Raw genomic sequence first — 2107 nt, 5'->3', positions numbered from 1 at the left:
ACGATCCTCCAGGAAATAAAAAAGCCCAACTTCAAACTTCGAGTTGGGCAGAAAATATCCTATGTAAATAAATTACAGCTGACGCATCAATAGTACCCCTCGGTAATAATGAAAACAGCATCAACATGAGTAAAACAAAAACACTTGTGCCGCCGCCCCCCGGGCTGCCTCTTGTAAACACATTTGCGGGGCAAATAATATTCAAGATAGAATCACTGTCTTTGTAAACAGCCGTAAAAACCCTGTTCGAATTGCTCCTGATGGTTTCAGAGTTTATCCCTGAGGCAAATATCGAGAAATCCGCAGATGTGTTTTTGGCGTTCTTGGATTTTTCTTTGGCTGCCTTTTTTGCTACAGCCGGGTCGGGGTTCCTGTATTCATTGAAAAGGTTATTGACGATCTTTATGGGTATAGTTGATAAGAAAAAAACATTTAAAAGGACAGACTGGCTCTTGACAACCTGGCCTAGAAGCTCGGTCTCTCTGGGGTCAATGTTCATTGCAATACTGTTAAGGAGCAGGCTAAAAATAACAAGCCCTGCCAAAACAACATGTAAGGCAAAATCCTTGTGTTTTTTGTTAATAAAAATCAATGATTTATTCATTTTTTACTCTTATTGTAATTATAATATATTTGTGCAAAAAAGCAAGGGAAAGATTGTGAATTTTTTGTGATTTTTTACTTATTGATTACGCAGATTAACAAAGACGATATCACAGATTTATAAGTGCTTTGCTTTTAACCTGTATAATCTTTTAAAAACACGCGGAATCATGTATTACATAATTCCAATTATTAATTCAATGTGTTTTTGAATGTTTTTTGCTTATAAAATCAATTTTTAGTATAATCAATAATCATGAAAAATTTAGTAATAATAAAAAAAGACCGGCTAGAAAAAATACTTTTAAACAAACACCCTTGGGTATTTTCAGGCGCCGTAGCCAAAGCATCACCCGAAATTAAGCCTGGCGCTATCGTTCCGGTATGCGGCAACGAAGAAAATATCGTGGCATATGCGGCTTTTAACCCAAAAAGCTCTATAACCTTACGGATCATTTCCTGGGACAGTAATGAAAAAATCGACAGGGTCTGGTTCACAAACAAAATAAAAGGCCTTTCAAAAATAAAAGAAACGCTGCTCGGCCTGCAAAACATCCCAGAAGAAAAGAAAAATTATCGTTTGGTATTTTCCGATGCCGATTCCCTGCCCGGGCTCGTAATCGACAGGTACGGCCTCGTGTTCGTAGTACAGCTTCAAACATATTTTGCAGACTTGAACAGGGAATTGTGGGTTGAAATAATAAAGGAACTGTATAACCCGGCCGCTGTCTATGAAAGAAGCGACGTAGAAGTCAGAAGAAAAGAGGGCCTCTCAAGCATGCCTACCGGAGCCTTGTCCGGCAAACTCCCCAAAGAACATATTATCGAAGAAGACAAATTCCAAATACCTATAGACATAGAAAACGGGCAGAAAACAGGGTACTTCCTTGACCTGCGCCAGGCGCGAAAGAAGGTGGAACATTATTGCTCGATTTTAAACGTTAAACGCTTACAAAATTATTTCGGCTACAGCGGGAGTTTTAACCTCTACGCCGCCCGGGCCGGAGTAAAAATGATAGAGCATATAGATATATCAGAAAAAGCGAATGAAACTGCCAAAAAAACAGCTGCCTTAAACGGTTTCGGCGGGAATTTAAAAATAATATGCCAGGACTCTTTCAAACACCTTGAAGGCATTCAAAATGAAAGCACGGAAGCAATTATTCTTGACCCGCCCAGCTTTGTAAAATCGGCAGAAAAAATAGACAATGCCGTACAAGGCTATGAACGGTTAAATGAACTCGCTATGAAAAAATTGGCAAAGAACGGGGTTTTATTTACTTACTGCTGCAGTTCGTATATAAGCGAAGAGCTGTTTCAAAAAACACTCTTTAAAGCTTCTGTAAAAGCCAAGGCCAAAATAAAACTCATTGAAAAACTCGGGCACGACCAGGACCATGCCTGGCCGCTCAATTTCCCGGAAGCAAGGTATTTCCAGGGCTGGATACTATTAAAAGAAAATTAAAAAATCAAAAATAAGGTGCCCGCCAATGCTGTGCTGGCG

At 39.3% G+C, this 2107-nt stretch carries 2 protein-coding genes; one reads left to right on the top strand and one right to left on the bottom strand.

Annotation, left to right across the window (positions count from 1 at the left end; all coding sequences use genetic code 11):
• Positions 1 to 31: 31 nt before the first annotated feature.
• The gene (locus tag LHV68_00270; protein ID MCB4790303.1) at positions 32 to 604 is read right to left on the bottom strand and encodes a hypothetical protein; all 573 of its coding nucleotides are present in this window, start codon (positions 602 to 604) and stop codon (positions 32 to 34) included.
• 255 nt (positions 605 to 859) lie between these two features.
• Between LHV68_00270 and LHV68_00265 the strand changes: the two genes are divergently transcribed.
• Complete coding sequence (locus tag LHV68_00265; GenBank protein MCB4790302.1) at positions 860 to 2068, top strand: class I SAM-dependent rRNA methyltransferase; 1209 nt, start codon at positions 860 to 862, stop codon at positions 2066 to 2068.
• Positions 2069 to 2107 lie beyond the last annotated feature (39 nt).

Origin of the sequence: Candidatus Liberimonas magnetica, from assembly GCA_020523885.1 — a bacterium.
Taxonomy (GTDB): domain Bacteria; phylum Elusimicrobiota; class Endomicrobiia; order Endomicrobiales; family JAFGIL01; genus Liberimonas; species Liberimonas magnetica.
The sequence above is the reverse complement of the archived record's forward strand: the minus strand, read 5'-3'. Positions and strand labels throughout refer to the sequence as shown.

Excerpts from the sequence above, each read along its gene's own strand:
- LHV68_00270 (MCB4790303.1), bottom strand. The coding sequence starts at position 604 with ATGAATAAATCATTGATTTTTATTAACAAAAAACACAAGGATTTTGCC.
- LHV68_00265 (MCB4790302.1), top strand. The coding sequence starts at position 860 with ATGAAAAATTTAGTAATAATAAAAAAAGACCGGCTAGAAAAAATACTT.